The 20,850-nt window shown below is 61.1% G+C and carries 18 protein-coding genes; 6 read left to right on the forward strand and 12 right to left on the reverse strand.

Features of this window, described 5'->3' with window-relative positions:
• Positions 1-9: 9 nt before the first annotated feature.
• Complete coding sequence (gene leuA / locus ACZ5G6_RS13760) at positions 10-1,749, reverse strand: 2-isopropylmalate synthase (RefSeq protein ID WP_498685983.1); 1,740 nt, start codon at positions 1,747-1,749, stop codon at positions 10-12.
• Positions 1,750-2,000: 251 nt separating this feature from the next.
• Here leuA and ACZ5G6_RS13765 point away from each other — a divergent pair, with 251 nt between their 5' ends.
• A complete protein-coding gene (locus ACZ5G6_RS13765; protein ID WP_498685985.1) occupies positions 2,001-3,953 on the forward strand; it encodes a M13 family metallopeptidase in 1,953 nt (650 codons plus the stop codon).
• A 95-nt stretch (positions 3,954-4,048) separates the two neighbouring features.
• On the opposite strand, the gene ACZ5G6_RS13770 is transcribed toward ACZ5G6_RS13765, so the two are convergent.
• The 5 genes from ACZ5G6_RS13770 to ACZ5G6_RS13790 all read right to left on the reverse strand — a co-directional run bounded on the left by ACZ5G6_RS13770 (position 4,049) and on the right by ACZ5G6_RS13790 (position 9,554).
• On the reverse strand, positions 4,049-5,620 hold the full coding sequence (locus tag ACZ5G6_RS13770; protein WP_498685987.1) for an LCP family protein: 1,572 nt from the start codon (positions 5,618-5,620) through the stop codon (positions 4,049-4,051).
• Between the two features lie 104 nt (positions 5,621-5,724).
• Complete coding sequence (gene era, locus ACZ5G6_RS13775) at positions 5,725-6,720, reverse strand: GTPase Era (protein WP_498685989.1); 996 nt, start codon at positions 6,718-6,720, stop codon at positions 5,725-5,727.
• On the reverse strand, positions 6,671-8,002 hold the full coding sequence (locus tag ACZ5G6_RS13780; protein ID WP_223932975.1) for a hemolysin family protein: 1,332 nt from the start codon (positions 8,000-8,002) through the stop codon (positions 6,671-6,673). Before ACZ5G6_RS13780 ends, era begins: the two co-directional genes overlap by 50 nt.
• Entirely contained in the window at positions 7,999-8,472 is a 474-nt protein-coding gene (gene ybeY, locus ACZ5G6_RS13785) for an rRNA maturation RNase YbeY (protein ID WP_223932976.1), read from the reverse strand. The genes ACZ5G6_RS13780 and ybeY overlap by 4 nt, the downstream gene beginning before the upstream one ends.
• Complete coding sequence (locus tag ACZ5G6_RS13790; protein WP_498685992.1) at positions 8,469-9,554, reverse strand: PhoH family protein; 1,086 nt, start codon at positions 9,552-9,554, stop codon at positions 8,469-8,471. The genes ybeY and ACZ5G6_RS13790 overlap by 4 nt, the downstream gene beginning before the upstream one ends.
• A gap of 422 nt (positions 9,555-9,976) precedes the next feature.
• Here ACZ5G6_RS13790 and ACZ5G6_RS13795 point away from each other — a divergent pair, with 422 nt between their 5' ends.
• Positions 9,977-10,849, forward strand: coding sequence for a GerMN domain-containing protein (locus ACZ5G6_RS13795; RefSeq protein ID WP_498685994.1), 873 nt, complete (start codon positions 9,977-9,979; stop codon positions 10,847-10,849).
• A gap of 46 nt (positions 10,850-10,895) precedes the next feature.
• Here ACZ5G6_RS13795 and ACZ5G6_RS13800 read toward each other — a convergent pair whose 3' ends face one another.
• Genes ACZ5G6_RS13800 through hrcA form a run of 3 tightly spaced genes read right to left on the reverse strand, consistent with a single transcriptional unit; the run spans position 10,896 to position 13,857 of the window.
• Positions 10,896-11,669 (reverse strand): 16S rRNA (uracil(1498)-N(3))-methyltransferase, encoded by a 774-nt coding sequence (locus ACZ5G6_RS13800; RefSeq protein ID WP_223932978.1) that lies wholly within the window; start codon positions 11,667-11,669, stop codon positions 10,896-10,898.
• A gap of 2 nt (positions 11,670-11,671) precedes the next feature.
• Complete coding sequence (dnaJ, locus tag ACZ5G6_RS13805; protein ID WP_223932979.1) at positions 11,672-12,799, reverse strand: molecular chaperone DnaJ; 1,128 nt, start codon at positions 12,797-12,799, stop codon at positions 11,672-11,674.
• 50 nt (positions 12,800-12,849) lie between these two features.
• Positions 12,850-13,857: a heat-inducible transcriptional repressor HrcA gene (hrcA, locus tag ACZ5G6_RS13810; protein WP_498685997.1), complete on the reverse strand. Its 1,008-nt coding sequence runs from the start codon at positions 13,855-13,857 to the stop codon at positions 12,850-12,852.
• A 162-nt stretch (positions 13,858-14,019) separates the two neighbouring features.
• On the opposite strand from hrcA, the gene ACZ5G6_RS13815 reads away from it, so the two are divergent.
• Positions 14,020-14,871 carry a DUF3097 domain-containing protein gene (locus tag ACZ5G6_RS13815; protein WP_498691864.1) on the forward strand — a complete coding sequence of 284 codons (852 nt, stop codon included), beginning with the start codon at positions 14,020-14,022 and terminating at the stop codon, positions 14,869-14,871.
• Between the two features lie 134 nt (positions 14,872-15,005).
• Positions 15,006-15,419, forward strand: coding sequence for a DUF4870 domain-containing protein (locus tag ACZ5G6_RS13820; RefSeq protein WP_159699313.1), 414 nt, complete (start codon positions 15,006-15,008; stop codon positions 15,417-15,419).
• Between the two features lie 29 nt (positions 15,420-15,448).
• On the opposite strand, the gene hemW is transcribed toward ACZ5G6_RS13820, so the two are convergent.
• Together hemW and lepA are read right to left on the reverse strand one after the other, a co-directional pair.
• A complete protein-coding gene (gene hemW, locus ACZ5G6_RS13825) occupies positions 15,449-16,678 on the reverse strand; it encodes a radical SAM family heme chaperone HemW (RefSeq protein WP_498685998.1) in 1,230 nt (409 codons plus the stop codon).
• Positions 16,679-18,532, reverse strand: coding sequence for a translation elongation factor 4 (lepA, locus tag ACZ5G6_RS13830; RefSeq protein ID WP_216925590.1), 1,854 nt, complete (start codon positions 18,530-18,532; stop codon positions 16,679-16,681).
• Between the two features lie 203 nt (positions 18,533-18,735).
• Between lepA and ACZ5G6_RS13835 the strand changes: the two genes are divergently transcribed.
• Together ACZ5G6_RS13835 and rpsT are read left to right on the forward strand one after the other, a co-directional pair.
• Positions 18,736-19,272 (forward strand): type II toxin-antitoxin system PemK/MazF family toxin, encoded by a 537-nt coding sequence (locus ACZ5G6_RS13835; protein ID WP_498686001.1) that lies wholly within the window; start codon positions 18,736-18,738, stop codon positions 19,270-19,272.
• Between the two features lie 168 nt (positions 19,273-19,440).
• Positions 19,441-19,701, forward strand: a complete 261-nt coding sequence (gene rpsT, locus ACZ5G6_RS13840; protein WP_223932984.1) for a 30S ribosomal protein S20 — start codon at positions 19,441-19,443, stop codon at positions 19,699-19,701.
• A 64-nt stretch (positions 19,702-19,765) separates the two neighbouring features.
• On the opposite strand, the gene holA is transcribed toward rpsT, so the two are convergent.
• Complete coding sequence (gene holA, locus ACZ5G6_RS13845; protein ID WP_498686002.1) at positions 19,766-20,782, reverse strand: DNA polymerase III subunit delta; 1,017 nt, start codon at positions 20,780-20,782, stop codon at positions 19,766-19,768.
• Positions 20,783-20,850: the final 68 nt, after the last annotated feature.

Genomic DNA, 20,850 nt, shown 5'->3' on the forward strand with positions numbered 1-20,850 from the left:
TTCAGGCGTTTACGCCTGGGCGTCCCGGACTGCCCGGTTCACAGCAGAGATCAGCGCCTTCAGCGACGACGTCGTGGTGCTGGGGTCGATTCCCACACCCCACAGGACACGCTCTCCGACAGCGCATTCAACATATGCGGCCGCACTGGCGCTGCCGCCCTCCGACAGGGCATGTTCGCTGTAATCGAGAACGCGGACATCTACGCCGTCATGGTGCAGGATGTCCAGCAGCGCGGCGATTGGACCATTACCGTGGCCGGTCCTGCGGACCTCGACGCCGTCGATCCGCAGGTTCGCGTTCATGGTCATGGCACCCGACTCGTCCGTCTCGGTGCTTACGCTGCCCAAGGAGTACCGGCCCCACTGTGCTTGTTCCTCGTCCGAGGGCAGGTATTCGTCCTGGAAGATCTGCCAGAGCTGCGCACCGCTGACCTCGCCGCCAACAGCGTCTGTCCTGCGCTGAATGACGCCGGAGAATTCAATCTGTGCGCGCCGCGGCAGATCCAGGTTGTGCTCGTTCTTCAGCAGATACGCCACGCCGCCCTTGCCGGACTGCGAGTTGACCCGGATCACGGCTTCATAGCTTCGGCCCAGATCCTTCGGGTCAATAGGCAGGTAGGGAACCTGCCACGTGAAGTCGTCAACAGGGACGCCAGCCGCCGCGGCGTCCTTCTCCAGTGCCTCGAAGCCCTTCTTGATGGCGTCCTGGTGCGAACCGGAAAACGCTGTGAAGACGAGGTCGCCACCGTATGGTGAGCGTTCCGGAACAGGCAACTGGTTGCAGTATTCAACCGTGCGGCGGATCTCATCGATGTCGGAGAAGTTGATCATGGGATCCACGCCCTGGACAAACATGTTCAGGCCCAGGGTGACGAGGTCCACGTTTCCAGTCCGTTCACCATTGCCGAACAGGCACCCCTCGATGCGGTCCGCGCCGGCCAGATAGCCGAGTTCAGCAGCGGCCACACCTGTTCCGCGGTCGTTGTGCGGGTGCAGCGAAATGATGATGCCATCGCGCGGGTGCAGATTTCGGTGCATCCACTCAATGGAGTCCGCATAGACGTTCGGCGTGGCCATCTCCACGGTGGCCGGCAGGTTGATGATGACCTGTTTGTCCGCGGATGCCTCAAAGACATCGGCAATCGCGTTACATACCCTGGCGGCATACTCCAGCTCGGTGCCCGTAAAGGATTCCGGTGAATACTCGTAAGTGATGTGAGTGTCCGTCAGGGTCTCCTCGTACTTCTTGCACAAGCGGGCCCCCTGCAGGGCGATATCCAGGATGCCGTCCTCGTCCTGGTTGAAGACCACGCGACGCTGCAGCACCGACGTGGAGTTGTACAGGTGCACGATCGCCTGCTTGGCACCTACCAGCGACTCGTAGGTTCGTTCGATCAGGTGTTCACGCGCCTGGGTCAGGACCTGGATAGTGACATCGTCCGGAATATGGCCGCCTTCGATCAGCTGCCGAACGAAATCAAAGTCGGTCTGGGATGCTGACGGGAACCCAACTTCGATCTCCTTGAACCCCATGTTGACGAGCAGCTGGAACATCTTCAGCTTGCGCGCCGGACTCATGGGATCGATGAGCGCCTGATTGCCATCACGCAGGTCAACTGCACACCAGCGTGGTGCCTTGGTGATGACTTTGTCCGGCCAAGTACGATCCGGAACCTCAACTGTGATCTGGTCCCGGAACGGCAGGTAGCGGTGAATCGGCATACCGGAGGGCTTTTGTGCATTACGCATGTCGTGTGGCCTTTTCTCTAAGATCTAAGTGAAAGCTTAGCCGGGCACAACGAAACTCCGCGGCGAGGATGGCCCAGCTTTTCAGATAGCTTTCAGGCCTCGCCGCGGCAGCTAAGAAGAAGCATTCCCGCACGCACAAGTTCACAGTAACACGGTGCGTATGATGACATTGCAACACCTCATGCAACGTCCACTATGCAGACGCCGCGACGGTGGCAACGCCGGCTGCAGCGTCCATTCAAGGAGCAACAGTGCCACAGTCGGGGATCACTCTTTCCAACATAGATCACAGCGTCCGGCCGCAGGACGACCTCTACCAGCACGTCAACGGTGCATGGCTGAACAGCACGACGATCCCTGACGACCGCCCCCTGGAAGGCACATTCACCGCTTTGCGGGACGAAGCAGAACTGGCCGTCAAGGCGATCATCGAGGAAGCGGCAAACAAGGGAGCCTCAGCCACCGGCGTCGAACAGAAGGTCGGCGGACTTTACGCCAGCTTCATGGACGAGGCCGCAGCGGAGACGAAGGGGCTCGAGCCACTCCGGGGGCGTCTGGAAGAAGTCCGTTCAGTGGGTTCGGCCGAGGAATTCGCGGCGCTACTGGGCCGGCTGTTCCGGTGCGATGTGTCCGGCCTGTTCTCCATCTACCCGGCGCCGGACGCCGGAAACCCGGAGCGGATCCTGCTGTACATCGGGCAAGGCGGCCTGGGCCTCCCAGACGAGTCCTACTATCGCGATGAAAAGTTTGCCGCGATCGTGGTTGCCTACGGCGAATACATCGCCAAGTTGTTTAGCCTCGCCGGTGTTCCTGACGCAGAAGCCGCTGCTGGCCGCATTGTCGCCTTGGAAAAGGCCCTCGCATCCCACCACTGGGACAACGTCACCCTTCGTGACCCCCAAAAGACGTACAACCTCAAGACCGCGGTAGAAGCAGCGAAGCTGTTCCCCCTACTGGATACCTGGTTTGACGCCGGCCGTGTCGACGCCGGCAAGCGGAGCGAGATCGTGGTCAGCACACCGGACTTCTTTGCAGGCGCCGCTTCGCTGTTGGAATCGGAACCACTGGATGTCTGGAAGGAATGGCTGACCCTGAGGGTGCTCAGCTCCGCCGCGCCATACCTTTCCTCGGTGTTTGTGGACACGAACTTCGACTTCTACGGGACCACCCTCAGCGGCACCCCCCAGAACAAGGAGCGCTGGAAGCGCGGCGTTGCCGTCGTCGAAGCAGCACTCGGCGAGGCCGTGGGCCAAATTTACGTGGAGCGGCATTTTCCTGAAGGTCACAAGGCAAGGATGCAAACCCTCGTGGCCAATCTGATTGAGGCCTACCGGGACAGCATTTCTTCCCTTGAGTGGATGGGTGAGGATACAAAGGCCGAGGCCCTCAAGAAATTGGATGCGTTCCGCCCCAAGATTGGTTTCCCTGAGAAATGGATCGACTACTCCGCCGTTGAGATCGACCCCAATGACCTTTTGGGCAACGTAGAACGGGCCCATGACGCCGACGTCGACCGCCACCTGGACGAAATAGGCAAGCCCGTTGACTTGGACAAGTGGCTCATGACGCCACAGACCGTGAACGCCTACTATCACCCGATGCTGAACGAAATCGTGTTCCCCGCCGCTATCCTCCAGCCACCCTTCTTCACGGCAGAGGCAGACGACGCCGTCAACTACGGTGGCATTGGTGCCGTGATCGGCCATGAGATCGGCCATGGATTCGACGACCAGGGATCCCAATTCGACGGCAGCGGAGCACTCCGCAATTGGTGGACAGAAGAGGACAGGACGGCTTTTGAAGCCCGGACGGCAAAGTTGGTTGCCCAATACGATGCCCTATCGCCCTATGCGGCACCTGACCACAAGGTCAATGGGAAGCTGACGCTGGGTGAGAACATCGGCGACCTCGGCGGGCTCACGATTGCGTACAAGGCCTACCTTCTCAGTCTCGACGGCGCCGAGCCTGAGGTCCTGGATGGTTTCACGGGCCAGCAGCGGTTCTTCATGTCATGGGCTGCCGGCTGGCGCCAGGTGATCCGGCCCGAGGAAGCGATCCGCAGGCTCGCCACCGATCCACACTCCCCCAACGAATTCCGCACCAATGCCATTGCCCGCAACCTTGACGCCTTCCACGAAGCATTCCAGGTCAACGATCGAGACCGGATGTGGATGGAACCCGGGGACAGGGTCAGCATCTGGTAAGGCCCCTACGACGAATGGCCGGATCCCGTGGATGAATCGGGGTCCGGCCATTCGTCTTTGGCTGCCTTTGCAGCCTGTTACCGCTGAGATGACTGTTATTGGGTGATGTAGAGCGGGTTCACCTGTTGACACACTGCTTCTTTGGCCGTCTGGTTGACTACATCGGGTGGAACCGAGGCCGCCCCATAGGCTGTCCCGGTGGCGAAGTCCGTGCCCACGTAGAGCTGTACGCCCGAAACCCGTGGGGATGGCTGAACCTGTGCCGCCGGGATGCCGAAGAGCGTGGCAATGTCCGTAGCAACGTCAGCGAAGTCCGGACCGTAGTAGACCACAGTCTTCTCCACAGGGTTTGCCAGATAGGAAACTGACTGCGCAAATCCATTGCCGGTCAAGGTCGCCAAAATCTCCTGCGCCCTGGTCCCAACTCCGCTGCCGTTGGCGACTGCCACCGGCTGGATGGCTTTGTTGTAGGCCGGAACTGCAGGAGCAACAGTGGTAGGGGCCGCCGAAGGTGTTCCGTCCCCGGGCGCTGTTGGAGCCGGGCTTGAGGTTGCTCCGGGATTTGTCAGGTCCAGATCGGCGCGAAGGGCTGCGAAGAGCTGTGATGCCTGGGGCTCAACGAGCTCCAACCGGTTGGGGTCCAATGCGGCAGGCTGGGTGGGGACGGCGACAAACGCGACCTTGGAGACATCAATGTCCTTCAGCCTTCCACCAATCGTCAACAGTGATGGCACTGACGCCAGCCCCTCATCAACAGTGAGGTTTTGCGTCACGACGTCGGCGATCTGCAGGAGCCTTTGTGGATTGCCGAGCGTGCCGTCGGCCTTGAGCTTCCGCGTCAGGGATGAAAGAAACGCCTGCTGGCCCTTGATTCGGCCAAGGTCGCCACCGTCTCCGAAGGCATGCCTGGTACGCAGGAATGCCAGGGCCTGCTCGCCTTCCACCTGGGAATTGCCCTTCGGCAAACGAAGATGGGAGTCGGGATCAAAGACGGGATCACTGACACAAACATCCACTCCGCCGACGGCCTTGGAGAGTTCCTTCACCGCATTGAAGTCGGCCATCATGAAGTGATCTATTTCCAGGCCGGTGAGTTTATTGATGGTGTCCACGGCGCAACCGATACCGGCTTCTGCCATGGCCTCGTTGATCATCACGCCGCTACGGGCGGGGAACGTCTGGTTGTTGGTGTGGTCCGTGCACTGGGGCACATCAACAAGGAGGTCACGCGGGAAACTCATGACGCTGACCCGTTTGTTGTCAGCGGAAATGTCCAGCAGCATCATGACGTCCGAGTGGCCATAGCCAGTGGAATCGTCCGCGTTGCCGTACTGCGAGTTTTTCCCGTCGCGGGTGTCCGAGCCGAGGATAAGGATCTGCAGCCGGTCCGATTTGTCATTCACCACGGCGTCGGTGGCATCACGCGTTTCGCCCGCGGATAGCGGGGCCTTGGTGATGTTGGTCTGTAGCCGGATAAACCAGAAGGCTGCAAAAGCAACGCCGGCAACGAGAGCCACCGACACGAGGCCGGTAACAATCTTTAGCCACAACGGGAGCCCCTTGGGCGCGTTCATGTGGCGCGGAGTTCCCTCGGGGTCCTCCCCATGGCGCGCCGCATCGGGAGCAGCGGTGCCGGGGCCCGGCGGGCGGGCGTCACGACGTCGCACTATTCGGTTACCTTTCCTCAAACACGTGGATCCCCGCAATCATAGTGGCCGATTCTGGGAAGTTCCTTATCGGGCCCAAGCCACGCCGTTGCCGTGACACCGGGTCAGAAGCCGAGTTTTACCAATTGCTTGGGATCCCGCTGCCAGTCTTTGGCAACCTTGACATGCAAATCCAGGTAGATCCGGGTTCCCAGGAGCGTCTCGATTCCCTTACGCGCATTGGTTCCGACTTCACGCAGCCTGCTGCCACCCTTGCCGATGATGATTGCTTTTTGGGAAGGACGCTCCACGTAAAGATTGACCCGGACGTCCAGCAACGGATTGTCTTCGGTGCGGCCTTCGCGTGGCACGATTTCCTCGACAACAACGGCCAGGGAGTGGGGAAGTTCATCCCGGACACCTTCGAGGGCAGCTTCGCGGATGAGTTCGGCAATCATGACGGCCTCGGGCTCGTCGGTCAGCTCGCCGTCCGGATAAAGCGGCGGCGACGACGGCATATGCCCAATAAGTACGTCCGCAACAGTGGACACCTGGAAACCATCGGCTGCAGAAACGGGGACGATGTCCGCCCAGCCCTGGTCCCCGAGGACTTCCCGGCCCAATGCGGCAACAGCGAGCAGCTGCTCCGTGAGAGCCTGGCGGTCCACGAGGTCGGTCTTGGTCACAATGGCAACAATGGGCTTGCGGCCCACGGCAGCCAACTGAGCGGCGATGTACTTGTCGCCGGGACCGATTTTCTCATTGGCCGGCAAGCAGAAGCCAATAGCGTCCACCTCGGACAAGGTGTCGGCAACGAGGTCGTTGAGCCGCTTTCCCAAGAGAGTGCGGGGCCGGTGGAGGCCGGGAGTATCAACCAGGATCAGTTGTGCGTCCTCGCGGTGGACGATGCCGCGAATCGTGTGGCGCGTGGTCTGCGGTTTGGCCGATGTAATGGCCACCTTCTGGCCCACCAAGGCATTTGTCAGCGTGGACTTACCCGCGTTCGGGCGGCCAACAAGGACCGAGAATCCGGCGTGGAAGCCACCGAAATCGTCATCGGCGTCGAACTTTTTATTTTGCTTGCTCACGTGGAACTCCCTGTTGCGTTGTGTCGGCCTCATCGAGAAGGTCTTCAAAGTCAGTGTCTTCCTTTGGCATGGCTGCCGCAATGATGTGGCTGACCCGGTTTCGGCGACCCTCAAGCCTATCTGCCTTTAGCGACACACCGTTCACTTCAACGGAGCTTCCGACGATGGGGACCTGGCCGAGCGCCTTGGCAAGGAGGCCTCCGACGGTGTCCACTTCGTCGTCGTCGAGGTCGATATCGAACAGCTCCCCCAGGTCATCAATGCTCATGCGGGCGCTGACACGGTAGCTTCCATCGCCGAGGTCCACCGCCTCTTCCGCCGCGGCGTCATACTCATCAACGATCTCGCCCACGATTTCCTCGATGAGGTCCTCCAGGGTGACAAGGCCGGCGGTGCCGCCATACTCGTCAATGACAATGGCCACATGCGTGGATTCCTTCTGCAGTTCCTTCAAGAGGTCGCTCACAGGCTTGGATTCCGGCACGTATCTAACCTCCCGGGCGAGCGAATCGACGTCGTGCTGTTGCAGTCCGGGTTCGCCGCGATGCATCGCCGCGGCAACGTCCTTGAGGTAGAGAATGCCGCGGATCTGGTCCGTATTCTCGCCAATGACCGGGATACGGGAATAGCCGGAACGGAGGAAAAGCGCCATGGCAGCTTCGAGGTCCGAACCCGCTCCAATGCTGACGATGTCCGTACGGGGAACCATGACCGAGCGAACCAAGGTATCGCCGAAGTCGAAGACTGAGTGGATGAGCTCTGCCTCGTTGTCTTCGATCATGTCCGATTCCGCCGCGCGATCCACGAACTCACGGAATTCTTCCTCGCTGACGAACGCGTCATCACCACCGGGGGCGCCGGGAGCCACCGCGCTCCCCAACGCGACCAGCCAGCCGGGAATCGGCCCAAGGACCCAGCACAAGAACCTGATCAGCGGGGCGGTAAACCTGACAACGGGACCGGAATGGGCGCGGCCCAACTGCCGCGGCGAGACGCCAACCAAAACGAATCCGATGACTGCCATGATGCCTGTCGCCGCCAGGCCTGCAAGCCATACGTTGTCCAGCAAACTATGCATGACGACAGCGACGGCCACTGCGGCTGCCATCTCGAACCACACGCGCCAGAACCTCAGGGCCCGCATATGTGCGATGGGGTTCTTGAGGATGCTCCCCAAGGCCCTGCCCTTGCTGCGGACCACTGATTGTTCAGCTTCGTGCCGCGGCAGGAAATTGAACGCAGCCTCAGCTGCGGTCAGCAAGGCGACGAAGCTGAGAAAAACCAGCGCCATGCCGACCAGGATGAGCGAGGTCACTGCATGGTCTCCATGGGGGCATCCTTGCCCAGGAACTCAGACAGCAACTCACGCTGCAAACCGAACATTTCTTCCTTTTCCTCCGGTTCAGCATGGTCGAAACCGAGCAGGTGGAGGATGCCGTGCGTAGCGAGCAACAGCATCTCATCCTGGGTGGTGTGTCCGGCGTTCCGCGCCTGCACTTGGGCCACTTGAGGACATATGGCGATGTCTCCAAGCATTCCCTGCGGCGTGGGCTTGTCAGGAGTGCCCGGCGTCAGCTCGTCCATGGGCACCGAGAGCACATCCGTGGCTCCGGGTTCGTCCATGAGTTCAATGTGCAGCTTCTCCATGGCGGGTTCATCCACCAGCAGGATGGACAGCTCAGCCTGCGGATGGATGTAGAGGCGCTCAAAAATGAACCGCGACAATGTGACCAGCTGGGCTTCGTCCACCTCCACACCGGATTCGTTATTGATTTCAATGCTCATTTTCGTTCTCCACGTTTGTGATGTGTGCCTGCGGCCCCATCTGTACGATGTGCCTCATCCCACTTGCTATAGGCCGAAACAATGTCGCCGACCAGAGGGTGCCGAACGACGTCAGCGGCCTCCAGGATGGAGAAATTGACGTCATCGATCCCAGTGAGGATTTCCCGTACTATCCGTAGTCCGGAGGTGGAGCCAAAAGGCAGGTCGATCTGCGTAACGTCGCCGGTAACAACCATCTTGGAACCGAATCCGAGGCGGGTCAGGAACATCTTCATCTGTTCAGGAGTGGTGTTCTGGGCCTCGTCCAGGATGATGAACGCGTCATTGAGCGTCCGTCCACGCATGTACGCCAAGGGTGCGACTTCAATGGTGCCCGCAGCCATCAGCCGTGGAATGGACTCCGGGTCCATCATGTCGTGCAAAGCGTCGTAAAGCGGCCGCAGGTAGGGATCGATCTTGTCGCTCAGCGTTCCCGGCAGGAAGCCCAGCCGCTCCCCCGCCTCAACAGCCGGGCGGGTCAGGATGATCCGGCTGACTTCCTTCAGCTGGAGCGCTTGAACGGCCTTGGCCATGGCGAGGTAGGTCTTGCCGGTACCTGCCGGGCCAATGCCGAAGATCACGGTGTTCGCATCTATGGCATCCACATAGTTCTTCTGGTTCAGCGTCTTGGGCCGGATGGTCTTGCCCCGGCTGGAGAGAATGTTGTGGGTAAGGACATCCACAGGATTCTGGACGGACTGCGTCCTCAACAAGGAAACGAGCTGCTGCAGGACGTCAGGAGTCACCAATGTGCCCCTGGCCACGAGTCCCCGGACCTCCTCGAGGAGGCGCATGATGCGCGGTATGACCGTGGAGGGACCGGACATGGACAATTCATTGCCGCGAACGTGGAAGTTGACGTCGGGAAACTGCTCCTCGATGTAGCGCAAGGCTTCGTCATGGCTGCCCAATGAGTGAACCATCTGATCGGAGTTGTCGAACGTGACGATTTCCGTGCGCGTGCCCGGTAAGGTGTGCGGGAACTCGGTGGTGGCTGGGTTCCCGTTTCCGGTCCGCAACCGCCCATTCAGGGATTCACTCATAGTGGTGGCCGTGCGGCCTCTTCTCCTCCGGTCGGAATACAGTTAGTCCATCGTTTCGACAACGGGACTGGCTTAACCGCCAGGCCATATGCCGGAATGCCTTCAATCCTACGCCAGCCCGGCACGCCCAGGGCGTACGCGCGTGCTTCGTCCACGTGCACAGTTCGCTGGCGGACGACATTTTGTCTCAACTCGGCATCAAGCGGGTATCAATCCTGTTTCAGTTACTGCCAGTATCCGCAAACCCGGCCAGCCGCCGTCGACGATATGCCAAGCTGGCAGGGCGGGTAGAAAGAATACGCGCATTCGAAAAGGGCTGGCGACACCGCCAGCCGCAAGGCAAGGGACACCCCATCACGCAGTCAGCAAGCCACCAGCCTGGCGGGCGAAAGCGGAACAAATCCGTCGTCGCAGCGCCTGCGATGCTTGCTGTCCTGCTGCTGACCGGGTGCATCGCCAACGGCGGATCCACCCAGGCCACCTCCAGCCCGCCGCCGGTCAGCCTCCAGGAGGCGCCCGCCAGCAACGCTCCTCTGGAGACCACCCAAGCATCAACAAAGATCCCGGTGTACTGGATTGGTCGGAGCAAGGACGATGTCTACCTGTACCGCGAATTCAGGGACATCCGGGGCGATGGAAACCCCGTAACCACGGCGCTGCGGATCATGATGGCCGAAAAGCCGTTGGACCACGACTTTTTTACGCCCTGGCAGGATCCAGGCAGCCTGGCAACATCCATTTCGGGCAAGAACGTCATCACTGTTGATATTTCGCGCGACGCCTTCAATTCCAACCTTGATGCAGGCATGGCGCAAAGGGCGGTACAGCAGCTGGTCTACACAGCTACCGCGGCAGCCTCGTCATCGGGCCTGATCAACTCCGGCCAGCAAATCCAGGTGGTCATCCTGGTGGACGGCCATACGGACTTCATGGCCTTCGGCCAGGTGCGGCTTGGTCAGCCCATGGCCAGGGACGCCTCCTTGGTAGCGCCGCTGTGGATTATCGATCCGCAAGAGGACACCTCGCTCCCCGCGGGTTCCGTCAAATTCAATGGCCGGAGTACTGACAGCTCCAAGCCCGTGAGCTGGCAGATCCTCCAGGACAATGGCAGCGGCGAAAAAACCAGCCTGCTCACCGGCCAGACGAAGGCCACAGGAGAGCCGGGACAATTCGGCGTGTTCTCCTTCAGCGCGACCCTGAAGCCCGGGAAGTACGAATTGCGGGTGGCCCAGGTTCAGGACTCCGGGCAAGCAAACGCATCAACCACGGACACCCGGCTTTTCAGCGTCGGCTAAGATCAGCGGCGGGCGTCGGCCAGGGGCGGCTGTAGGCCGAAACAGCCTACCAGCGGCCCAGGACGTCAGAGGCGAGTACGACGGCGGCTGGTCCCGCCGTCGAGGACCTCAGGACATGATGTCCCAACAAAGCCGTGACCGCTCCAGCGTCACTGAGGCGCGTCACCTCGCGCGGCGAGATGCCACCCTCGGGGCCGACAATCAGGAGGACCTCACGGGGTGAATCCAGCCCGGTGCCCTTCGTCTCCACCAGCGCTTCAAGCACTGCCCGTAGGGGTCTCTTTGCGTCCTCGTGAAGGATTACGGCCAAGTCTGCCGAAGCAACAGCCTTTGCCAACGCCCCGGAATCCAGGATGGGACGCACCTCGGGTATCCATGCCCTGCGGGCCTGCTTGGCCGCGGCAGTGACCACTGACTGCCACTTCGCGTGGGCCTTGGCAGCGCGATCGCCCTTCCAGCGGACAATGGATCGCTCAGCCTGCCAAGGGATCACGGCATCAATGCCCAGTTCTGTGGCTGTTTCAATAGCCAGCTCGTCACGGTCACCCTTGGCCAATGCTTGAACAAGTACCAGACGCACGTCAGGCTGCTCTTCGAAAACTACCTCGGATGCCTTGACGGACAAGCTTCCGGGACCAACCTCTGCCACTGTGCCCGTGAGGCGGGCCCCTGCGCCATCGGCAATGTCCACGGCTTCACCCACCGTGAGCCTCTTCACCGTTACGGCATGCCTGGCTTCTGCACCGTCAATGGCGAACAAAGCGCCCGGCTCAACGCCATCCAGGCTCCCGGCGGGCGCGAAGAAAACGGGGTTGCTCACCGCTACAGGTTACCGAGCTTGTCCCGCAGCTTGGCGAACATGCCGCCGCTGGCCACGAGTTTGCCTTCGCTGAACTGCTCTCCGCGCAACTTGGCAAGCTGCTGCAACAGCTCTTCCTGTGCGGGATCCAGCTTGACCGGTGTCTCAACGTGCAGGTGCACCTTGAGATCGCCGCGGCCGTAGCCCCTGAGGTGGGTAACGCCCAAACCGCGAAGAGTGATGACCTCGCCGGACTGGGTGCCGGCCTTGACATCGATCTCCTGGGGCCCGTCAAAGGTTTCCAGGGTCAGTTCCGTGCCCAAGGCGGCTGCGGTCATCGGAACGCTCAGAGTTGCGTGCAGATCGTCGCCTTCACGGATATACGTGGAGTCATTGTTGACGCGGATCTCTACGTAAAGATCGCCCGCAGGTCCGCCAGCCGGTCCCGCCTCGCCCTGCCCGGAGAGCTGGATGCGGGTACCCGTGGCAACACCGGCAGGGACCTTGATGGTGAGGGAACGGCGGCTGCGGATGCGCCCCTGCCCGTTGCACTCGTTGCAGGGATCCTTGATGACCGTACCGAAGCCCTCGCAGGAACCACACGGCGCCGTGGTCATGACCTGGCCCAGGATGGAACGAACAGCCCGCTGGACCTGGCCGCTGCCGCCACAAATGTCACAACGCTCCGGGTGCGTGCCAGGCCGGCAGCAGCTGCCATCACACGTGGGGCAGACAACGGCCGTATCAACTTCGAGCTTCTTGTTGACACCGAACACGGCGTCTTTGAGGTCGATGCGGACGCTGATGAGTGCATCCTGGCCCCTGCGTACGCGGGAGGCCGGACCAGCGTGTCCGCCGCCACCGCCGAAGAAGGTATCGAAGATGTCCTGGAACGCAAAGCCTTGGCCGGAGTAGCCGCCACCAAAGCCGTTGTCAGTGCCGTTCTCGTTACCGGTGGCATCGTAGACGCGGCGCTTTTGGGGGTCGGACAGCACTTCGTAGGCATGCGTCACGGCTTTGAACTGCTCCGCGACATCCTCACCAGGGTTGACGTCCGGGTGAAGCTTGCGCGCCAACTTGCGGTACGCCTTCTTGATCTCTTCCCCGGTGGCTTCCGGCGAGACTCCCAAAACGTCATAGTGGCTGCTCAAAGTCGGTATCTCTTCCTTGTTGTACTGCGATTCTTACCTCGGGGCTGGCGTCAGCCGCCGAGAATGCGGGAAAGGTAACGGGCCACGGCGCGCACGGCAGCCATGGTGGTGGGATAGTCCATCCGGGTTGGTCCGAGGATTCCCACCTTGGCGCCGGAGCCATACCCCGTTGCCACGACTGATGCCTCAGCCAGGCCGTCATAGGGATTCTCGCGCCCGATGCTCACTGACACCCCGCGAGGATCATCCCCCATGTCGGACAACAACCGGAGCATGACAACTTGTTCCTCAAGGGCCTCCAGCACTGGCCCAATACTCAACGGAAAGTCCACGTTGGAGCGCGCAAGGTTGGCTGTTCCGGCAAGGACGATGCGCTCTTCACGGCTGGTGTCACTCAGCGCCTGCAGACCATGGGCAAGATGCTGCGCGATCCCCCGAAGGTCCGGCGGGCACAGTGCCACCACGGAAGGCAACACCTGCGGCAGCAAAGCCAGCTGGGTTCCCGCGATACTGCCAAGGAACCTGGAACGCAGAGACATCAGGGCCTCGTTGCTGACATCGGAGCCGGCCTCGATGACCTTCTGGCCAACGCTTCCCGTATCTGCGATGAGCACAACGAGCACCTGCTTTGGTGCCAGGAGGACAAACTCTACGTGGCGGACCAACGCCCGGTTGGAGTGTGGGTACTGAACGACGGCGACCTGGTTGGTCAGTTGCGACAGCAGCCTGACTGTGCGCTCAAGGATGTCATCGAGGTCGTCCGGCCCCTCCAGGAGCGAATGGATGGCTCGACGCTCCGCGGCGGACAACGGCTTGACCTGCGAGATTCGGTCCACGAACAGCCGATAGCCCTTGTCCGTGGGGATCCGGCCCGCGCTGGTGTGCGGCGCCGCGATGAGGCCCTCTTCTTCAAGTACGGCCATATCATTGCGGATGGTGGCGCTGGAAACGCCGAGATGGTGCCGCTCCACAAGTGCCTTGGATCCAACAGGCTCGCGGGAATGCACATAATCCTCAACGATTGCGCGCAGCACCTCAAGCTTGCGTGGCTCACTCATTGCAACACCTCCTGACGACTGTCCGGGCCTACATCGGACCAATACTTAGCACTCAACATGCCTAAGTGCTAACAAGTCTAGTATGAGCCAGGGCGTTGCTAGCATTGAAACCGCCCGCGGGAGTTATTCCCAGCACAACCAGCACAAAGGGGTATGAAGTCCTTGGCTTTCGACACGTGGGGCCCGCAGGATCTGTCCGCTCCTGCCAAACGCAAACTCCCCGAGGTAGCCGTCCAGCGCGGAATGGTCCTGGAAGATGTCCAGTCCGGCTGGGTGGGCGAGGTTACCCGGGTGGAGAAATCCGGGGGCATGCACATCGTCTCCCTGGAGGACAGGCGCGGCAAGACAAAGTCCTTCCAGCTTGGGTTTGGCTTCCTGCTTGAAGGCCAGGCCATTCGGCTCATGCCTCCTGCCGCAAAGGCTCCGGCTACGCCTGTGCAAGCAGGACGGACGGCGTCTGGTTCCGTGAAGGTCACGGGCCAGCGTGCCCAGGTGGCCAAGGCGAGCCGCATCTGGGTAGAAGGCAAGCACGACGCCGAACTGGTGGAGAAAGTTTGGGGCGACGATCTCCGCATTGAGGGCATCGTGGTCGAGCCACTCCACGGCGTGGACGACCTCAAGTCGGCGATCGCCGCGTTCTCCCCCGGGCCGGGCCGCAGGCTCGGGATCCTGGTAGACCACCTCGTGGCGGGCTCAAAGGAATCGCGCATCGCCGAAGAAGCCATGACGGTGCCCGGAGCCGCCGGAAACGTCCTTATTGTCGGTCACCCCTACGTGGATGTCTGGCAAGCTATCCGGCCAAAAGTGCTGGGTATGGAGCGTTGGCCGGAAGTTCCACGAGGGACTGACTGGAAGACCGGGATTCTGGCCGCCTTCGGTTGGCCGCACGAAACGGCTGAAGACATTGGCCTCGGCTGGCAACGCCTGCTCGGCGCGGTACGCAGCTATGCGGACCTGGAAGCCTCGCTCCTGGGAAGGGTGGAGGAAGTCATCGACTTCCTCACTACGCCCTGAATGCCAGTTCCTGATCTGCGCCCCTGAATACGCTTTCCTCAGGGACGCAACGGGGCGTTGGTCCCGGGATGACCCGGGACCCAGTATTCTGGGACAGCAACACCGCAGCATCTTTACAGCAAAGGGAAGACACCGTGGCAGAGAACGCTCCTGAAGAACCGGGCAGCGCCGCAGGCCAGCCCCAGTACCATGGCGCGCCTGCAAACGCACTCCCACTGACGGCAAGCGAAGACCGGCAGTGGGCCACATTGGCGCACTTCGGAGGAATTCTGGGATGCCTGCCGTCCCTGCTGATCTATCTGATTTTCCGTGATCGCGGGCCGTTTACGGCACAGGAGTCGAAGGAAGCACTGAACTTCACACTTCCGCCGACCATCGCGGCGGTGCTCGCAAATATCCTGGTCCTGCTTCCCGTGGTCGGCAATATCTTTGCAGTCATCGCCACGGGAATCTGGGTAGCTCTAACGTGCTTCTCAGTCTCGGCCGGTATTCGTGTCAACCACGGACAGCCCCACCGCTACAAGCTCAACCTGCGCTGGATCAAGTAGCCCACAGGTTCTGCAGGCTACTGCCGCATTCAGTCCGGCAGAATCCTTCGCACCACGGCGTCCGCCAGTAGTCGGCCCTTAAGCGTAAGAACAAGGCGGCCCTTGAAGGCCGCAACCGGATCCACCAGCTCTTCAGCGATAAGTCCCGCCATCGCATGGCGGCCAACTTTGTCCAACGCATCCACCGCCAGCCCGGTACCAAGCCGCGCCTCAAGCATGATGCGCTCGACTTCCCGGGTTTCGGCGTCGAGGGTTTCCCGGCCAGCTGCCGGCGAGGCTCCTGCAGCAAGCCTGTTGGCATAAGCCGTTGGGTGCTTTACGTTCCACCAGCGGACCCCGCCCACGTGTGAGTGGGCGCCCGGACCAATCCCCCACCAGTCATCGCCCCGCCAATAGGCAAGGTTGTGACGGCAGGCTTGTTCAGGCGTCTTCGACCAGTTACTGACCTCGTACCATGTCAGGCCGGCTTCCGAAATCAGTTTGTCAGCGAGCTCATATTTGGCGGCGTGGTCGTCGTCGTCGATTCCGGGAACTTCGCCCCGCCGGATTTGGGCTGCGAGCTTTGTGCCGTCCTCCACGATCAGCGCATAGGCGCTGATGTGATCGGGTTCATAGGATAGGGCGGTCTCGAGGGACAGTTGCCAGTCCGCCATCGACTCGCCCGGCGTGCCGTAGATGAGGTCCAGGCTAACGGCGAGGCCAGCCTCCCGCGCCCACTGCACCACCAGCGGAACGCGACTCGGGGTATGGGTGCGGTCCAACACTTTAAGCACATGCGGGACCGCGGATTGCATGCCGAAGGAGACGCGCGTAAATCCGGCATCAGCCAGCACCTTGAGCGACGCGGGCGTTACGGAGTCGGGGTTGGCTTCGGTGGTCACCTCCGCGCCGGGCTCAAGCCCCCAATGCCCGACGGCGGCGCGCAGGATCCGCGCCAAGTCCTCCGCAGGTAGCAACGTGGGTGTTCCGCCGCCGAAAAATACACTGCTCAGCGGCCGCTCCGGCAAGCCGGAAGCATCCAGGGCCGTTGCCGCAAAGTCCAGTTCCGTGACAGCCGTTTGGGCATAGGCATCCTGCGATGCACCACCGCCGAGCTCCGTGGCCGTATAAGTATTGAAGTCGCAGTAACCGCACCTCACGGCGCAGAACGGGATGTGCACGTAGAGGCCGAACTTGCGATGCTCGACGCCGGTCAGCACCTGCGGGGGCAGTAAGCCATCCGCAGGTGCAGGGTCGCCCAAAGGAAGGACGCTGGGCATCTACTTCTTGGCCTTGTCCTTGGACTCGTCGGTGGTCAGTGCGGCAATGAAAGCCTCCTGAGGCACTTCAACGCGACCAACCATCTTCATGCGCTTCTTGCCTTCCTTCTGCTTCTCAAGCAGTTTGCGCTTACGGGTGATGTCACCGCCGTAGCACTTGGCAAGAACGTCCTTGCGGATGGCCCGGATGCTTTCGCGGGCAATAATGCGCGATCCGATGGCCGCCTGGATGGGCACCTCGAACTGTTGCCGCGGGATGAGCTCGCGCAGCTTGCCGGTCATCATGACACCGTAGGCGTAGGCCTTGTCCCGGTGGGTGATGGCACTGAAAGCATCCACTTGCTCACCCTGCAGAAGGATGTCCACCTTTACGAGGTCGGCAACCTGTTCGCCGTCCGCTTTCCAGTCCAAGGATGCGTAGCCGCGCGTCTTGGACTTAAGGAGGTCGAAGAAATCGAACACAATTTCGGCCAACGGGATCCAGTAGCGCAGCTCTACGCGGTCTTCGGACAAGTAGTCCATGCCACGCATCTGGCCACGGCGGCTCTGGCAGAGCTCCATGATGGATCCAACGAACTCGTTGGGCGCCAGGATCGTAGCGGACACCATGGGCTCGCGGACCTCGGCGATCTTGCCTGTGGGGTACTCACTGGGGTTGGTCACGTGGACAACCTTCTTGTCCTCCAGCGTGACCTCGTACTCCACGTTGGGAGCTGTGGAGATGAGGTCGAGGTTGTACTCGCGCTCGAGGCGCTCACGGGTGATTTCCAGGTGCAGCAAACCCAGGAAGCCGACGCGGAAGCCAAAGCCCAGGGCAGCGGACGTCTCGGGCTCGTAGACCAGGGCGGCGTCGTTAAGCATCAGTTTCTCGAGGGCATCGCGGAGGACAGGGTAGTCAGTTCCATCAAGCGGGTACAGACCCGAGAACACCATAGGCTTCGCGTCGGCGTAGCCGCTGAGCGACTCCGATGCCGGCTTGGCGAGGTTGGTTACGGTATCACCCACCTTGGACTGGCGAACATCCTTCACGCCGGTGATGAGGTATCCCACTTCACCGACGCCAAGGCCCTTGGATGGTGTGGGTTCCGGGGAACTGACGCCGATCTCCAGGAGCTCGTGCGTGGCACGTGTTGACATCATCTGGATACGTTCCCGCGGATGCAGCATGCCATCCACCACACGAACATATGTGACCACGCCGCGGTAGGTGTCATAGACAGAGTCGAAGATCATGGCACGGGCCGGAGCATCGGGATTGCCAACGGGTGCCGGGAGGTCGCGGACGATTTTGTCCAGCAACGCTTCCACGCCTACTCCGGTCTTGCCTGAAACCTTGAGGACGTCTTCCGGGTCTCCACCAATCAGGTTGGCCAGTTCTGCCGCATACTTTTCAGGCTGGGCGGCCGGAAGGTCGATCTTGTTGAGTACCGGGATGATGGTGAGGTTGTTCTCCATCGCCAGGTAGAGGTTGGCAAGCGTCTGGGCTTCGATGCCCTGTGCTGCATCAACCAGGAGCACAGCGCCTTCACAGGCTGCCAGGGAGCGCGATACTTCATAGGTGAAGTCGACGTGGCCAGGAGTATCGATCATGTTCAGGGCGTAGCTGGTGCCATCGAGTTCCCACGGCATACGCACTGCCTGGGACTTGATGGTGATGCCGCGCTCACGTTCGATATCCATACGGTCCAGATACTGGGCCTTCATGTCGCGTTGTTGAACGACGCCGGTGTACTGCAGCATGCGGTCGGCCAGGGTGGACTTACCGTGGTCGATGTGGGCAATGATGCAGAAGTTCCGGATGATGGCCGGATCTGTTGCGGCGGGCACCGGTGCGGTGCGGGCCATGGGAGACACGCAGGATCCTTACTGTCGACACTCACACGGCAAACCCACCGGCTGGCAGTGGCCAGCCGGGACACGCCGCGTATCTGATCCTCTAGTCTCCCATGAACAAGCCGTTCGCCGTACATTCCTTCCGGACTTGATGAAACGCCTGCCGGACTCGATGAACCTCCTGGCAACTTGGCTTGGCCAGCCATCGCGGTAGCGTTGTCCGCATGGCTTTGGACTTGCGCCCACTGGGCAAACTCATCCTTCGATCCCTCAAGGCGCTCGGCGGCAGCAGTACCAGGAACTCGGCGACCGGTGGTTTCTCTGGGCAGCGAACCCGGCAACCCGCCGTCGGACATCAACAGGGCGCTTACCCCGGCGACTTCGTTGGCGTAGCAAAGTTGTACTACTCACCCAAACCGGACGGCCAGCCGGACCCTGGTGAAATTGTTTGGAGCTGGGTTCCCTTTGAAGAGGACTACTCGCGGGGCAAGGACCGGCCCGTGCTGCTGGTTGGAAGAGACGGGGCCTGGCTGCTGGGCCTCATGCTGACGTCAAAGGACCACGACAACGGGACCCGGGCCGGCGATTACGTTGACCTCGGAGCCGGCCCATGGGACCGGCAAGGCCGTCCCAGTGAAGTGAAGCTGGATCGGGTGATCCGCCTCAATCCCAAGGCGGTGCGGCGCGAAGGCGCGGTACTCGGCAAACCGCAGTTCCAAGAGGTTTCGCAGGCCCTGAAGGAGCGACACGGCTGGACTTAATGCCTTGGTCGCCACCCTAATCAGCTTTCTGCTATCCTTTATAGCTGTGTGTCCGTGCAGGTCGACGGCCACTCATGGTTGGCTGCCATAGGCATCCCCACGCCGCTCAGTCGATGGCCAACCTGAAAACCCTCTAGACCATTTCCGCATTAAAAAGAGAGTTCATACGTGGCTAATATCAAGTCCCAGAAGAAGCGCATCCTCACCAACGAGAAGGCTCGTCTGCGTAACAACGCCGTCAAGTCCGAGCTGAAGACGGCCATCCGCGCCGTTGCCACCGCCGTTGAGTCTGCTGACAAGGATGCTGCTGCAACTGCACTTGTTGCTGCCAGCCGCAAGCTGGACAAGGCTGTCAGCAAGGGCGTTATTCACAAGAACAACGCTGCAAACCGCAAGTCGGCGATCTCCAAGAAGGTCAACGCACTCTAAGGTTTTTCCAGTTCGACTGAGCTGATCAAGAGGCCGGCACCCCATGGGTGCCGGCCTCTTGGGTTTAACCCCGCCGTGCGGACGTGGCAATAATTGTGACCGCGTGTTCCACGGCATACACGGGATCACGGGATAGGCCTTTGACCTGGGCGTCAGCCTCGGCGATAACCTGGATGGAGCGGATGAGGCCCTCCGGGGTCCATCGGCGGACGTCCCGCTGCGCCTGCTCCACGAGCCAAGGCTGCATGCCCAGGCTCTTCGCGATGTGAGCCGACGAGCCATGCGCTCCAGCAACTTTGGCCAGAGTTCGCAGTTTTGCCGCCAAGGCGGCTACCAAGGGAACCGGATCAACCCCAGTGGAGAGGGCATGCCGCAGCGTCGACAAAGCCACTGGTCCGTTGCCAGCCATGGCCGCATCGGCCACCTTGAATGCCGTGGCCTCCACGCGTCCGCCGTAGTACTTTTCCACGGTGGCTGCATCCACCGCCGTTGTAGCGTCCGCGATCAACTGATTGCAAGCGGCCGCAAGCTCGGACAAATTGGCTCCCACCGCATTGACGAGGGCCTGGACGGCTTCGCCTTCAATCCGGCGACCTCCGGCTTTGAATTCCGAGACAACAAACGCAGTTTTGTCCGCTTCCTTCTTAAGGGGCTGGCAATCGATCACGGGCCACCCAGCGGATTTCACGGCGTCCAGCAATTTCTTCCCCCGGACACCACCGGCGTGGCGCAGGACCAAAACCACATCCTGCTCCGGATGGGACACGTAGGACAAAGAGTCAGCCAGGAACGCATCATTCATGGCTTCCAAGCCCTCTACTTCGATGAGCTTTCCCTCGCCGAACAGAGATGGGGTCACCGTCATCGCAAGCGAACCCGCCTCGTAGGAACCCGCGTTCAGCCTGCTCAGTTCAACATCCGGCGTCGCCGTCCGAACATGGGATCTGATGCGGTCCATGGCCCGGATACCGAGGTACTCCTCCGGACCCGTGATCAACACCACGGCGGCCGGCGTCGCATCACGCCAACTGACGTTGTTCGCAGCGACGCTCTTGGCCCGGGTGTTTTGGGCAGCAGCCACAGATGGTTCCTTCCGGAGGTTTTTTTGCAGACTTCAAGTCTGCCATGCCTTGGCGGCGGGGACGCCCG

The sequence above is a fragment of the Arthrobacter sp. TmtSoilC51 genome (assembly GCF_055388015.1).

Excerpts from the sequence above, each read along its gene's own strand:
- leuA (WP_498685983.1), bottom strand. The coding sequence starts at position 1,749 with ATGCGTAATGCACAAAAGCCCTCCGGTATGCCGATTCACCGCTACCTG.
- era (WP_498685989.1), bottom strand. The coding sequence starts at position 6,720 with ATGAGGCCGACACAACGCAACAGGGAGTTCCACGTGAGCAAGCAAAAT.
- ybeY (WP_223932976.1), bottom strand. The coding sequence starts at position 8,472 with ATGAGCATTGAAATCAATAACGAATCCGGTGTGGAGGTGGACGAAGCC.
- ACZ5G6_RS13790 (WP_498685992.1), bottom strand. The coding sequence starts at position 9,554 with ATGAGTGAATCCCTGAATGGGCGGTTGCGGACCGGAAACGGGAACCCA.
- ACZ5G6_RS13795 (WP_498685994.1), top strand. The coding sequence starts at position 9,977 with ATGCTTGCTGTCCTGCTGCTGACCGGGTGCATCGCCAACGGCGGATCC.
- hrcA (WP_498685997.1), bottom strand. The coding sequence starts at position 13,857 with ATGAGTGAGCCACGCAAGCTTGAGGTGCTGCGCGCAATCGTTGAGGAT.
- hemW (WP_498685998.1), bottom strand. The coding sequence starts at position 16,678 with ATGCCCAGCGTCCTTCCTTTGGGCGACCCTGCACCTGCGGATGGCTTA.
- ACZ5G6_RS13835 (WP_498686001.1), top strand. The coding sequence starts at position 18,736 with ATGGCTTTGGACTTGCGCCCACTGGGCAAACTCATCCTTCGATCCCTC.